This is a genomic window from Segatella cerevisiae (genome assembly GCF_024054555.1).
GTDB classification, from domain to species: domain Bacteria; phylum Bacteroidota; class Bacteroidia; order Bacteroidales; family Bacteroidaceae; genus Prevotella; species Prevotella cerevisiae.
Window position 1 is genome coordinate 1 of record NZ_JAMXLY010000094.1, and the last position, 2,219, is coordinate 2,219.

2 protein-coding genes are annotated in these 2,219 nt (G+C 36.4%); one reads left to right on the forward strand and one right to left on the reverse strand.

Annotated elements, in window-relative coordinates; translation table 11 throughout:
- Positions 1-275: hypothetical protein (locus tag NG821_RS12405; protein ID WP_252761972.1), on the forward strand; the 275-nt coding region annotated here is incomplete at its 5' end.
- Positions 276-757: 482 nt separating this feature from the next.
- Here NG821_RS12405 and NG821_RS12410 read toward each other — a convergent pair.
- The gene (locus NG821_RS12410) at positions 758-1,915 is read right to left on the reverse strand and encodes an IS4 family transposase (RefSeq protein WP_252761973.1); all 1,158 of its coding nucleotides are present in this window, start codon (positions 1,913-1,915) and stop codon (positions 758-760) included.
- Between the last annotated feature and the right edge of the window lie 304 nt (positions 1,916-2,219).

Genomic DNA, 2,219 nt, shown 5'->3' on the forward strand with positions numbered 1-2,219 from the left:
GCCCTGCACTGGGAGGTAGCCGATTTCCTGCCCATACAGCAGAACCGTTTCCTTTAAAGCCGAATATCCGTCAAGCTGATATTCCTGCCGTTCTTGCTTTAAGCCAGAACCGCAGCTTTGGGACAGAAGAAGATGGAACATTATTTTGTTGCAAGAATGTTTTATTCTCTTTTAAAACTATAAGGGAAATAGCACGATGGCTTTCCTGCCATCAAGTATTAATTACGGCAAGACATAGTTCGTCTACCTATTTTTTAAAGTTTGTGAAAGGATGAGGACTTTAATTTTTTCCTTTTCAAAGATTAGAACTTACATTTTATTCAAATATTTCCTTTAACCGATTAGCTTCTTTCATCAGCTTTTTCGGATTATTCTGTTTGAGTTTATTCAAATTCAAAAGTTTCCATTTTACAGACGGATAGTCTGCAATTTTCAGATCGAAATTTATCTAAATAGTTTATTTCTTAGGCGAATTTGCAGTATTTTTGTTTGCAAATATCAAGGTAGAATAAATCTTTAGGCATAAGAGATATCGTTTATGTGACTATAAAGCTGATTTCTTATCATAATTAGTGATGATTGAATGTCTGAACGGTTACTGTTTTTGTCTGTGAAGTTAATGACCATAAAAATAACTTATACCTAAAGCACACAGACCTTGATTAAAATTAAATAATTGTCCGAATACTTATCATATAGAGAAAATATTCTAATTTCAAAATGGGTAGATATTAATATTTAATGTCATTAGTGTCCACTAAATAAATTTAAGAGTTAATTGGCCATCCTCAACACTATCAATCGATTGTTTGGTAAAGAGATCCTTAATAGGAGTTTTATCCAAAAGCGAAGCACTCAAAATTCTCAACACTTCGTAGGTCGATCTATGCAGTTTCAGGTCATTCTCAACAATTGCAACCATGCAATAAGCGGTAATGGCCGTAAATATTTGGATTCTTACGGCAGTCTCAGTAGTCCCCCAGAAGGATTTTATTTTCAGATGCTGCTTGATCCATTTAAAGAAGAGTTCTACATGCCAGCGATATTTATAAAGGAGTGCTACCTGTACTGCAGGCATTTCCATGTTATTAGTCAGATAGACAAATGTTTTGTTTTTATCCTTTGCATAATATGTAATACGGCGAAGAGGGTCTGTATATTTCTTTCTTGTCTGGTATCCCGTAAGTTCTATTACCTGATCCATGAGCACTCCGTTTTCATTATGGTTTGTTCTGTTCACTTTTGTAACATCATACCGGAGATTTCCTCTCTGTCGTATGACAAAATATGCTTCTGTTTTCTGTATATGGTAAAGTCTTTCCAGGTCGAAATATCCTCGATCAAACACATAGTAAGCTCCGGTTTCATAAGGGATTACGTCCATTGCACGCTGGTCATGGACCCTGGCTTCAGTTATATGAATGAATGTCGGTATGTCAGTTTCAATTTCATAAAGAGTATGCATCTTGATGCCGGCTTTAGTATGTCGAAACTTTGCCCACCAGAAGACATTCAGGCAAAGATCGATAGTCGTCGAGTCAAAGGCATAAATCTTGCCGTCTATCTCAAAATCTTTGTTGATCCTCTTCTTTCTTGCAATATTAATCATGTGATAAGCAAAGTCTTCAAAAATCTGAGGTTCCCGCCGTTCATTGACTTTTGCAAGATTGCTTCTCGTTACGTTCCTGCCAAATCCAAGATGGTAGGTCTTACCGGAGTGAGCAGTAATAATATTGACCAGGTCACGGAGGCTGTCACGATTGCTCAACTGTCCGAACATCATTACAAGCAGCTGATTCCAGCAAGTAAAATGCTTTACGTATTTATTACCTTCGTATTTCATTACAATTCTGTCGAAAACTCTTTGAGGCAGAAACTCTATAAGTTGAGAGAATATATATTTTCCGGTGTTCATCGAATAACTGATTTGTTTATGATATGCAAAGATAGTCAATTCAAATCGTCACCATCTATTTTTGTATCTAAAACACTATGTATTAATAAATTACAAATCTATACACTGATTTTTAGTGGACACTAATGATTTAATGTTATTGCAAAAAATATGCTTGCCACCCTGCAAAGCAGTATTTTGAGAATATTTACGGTTTCACTGTGAATATTCTCGAAATACCTCTTTGCACCTGTCCATAGGGACACGGACAGGCTTCGGGAGAGTGGTTAAGACATTCTATGGGAGCTGTGCCCACCATACTCCC

What these genes read in the sequence shown, in the direction of transcription:
- NG821_RS12410 (WP_252761973.1), bottom strand. Translation starts at nt 1,915, where the DNA reads ATGAACACCGGAAAATATATATTCTCTCAACTTATAGAGTTTCTGCCT.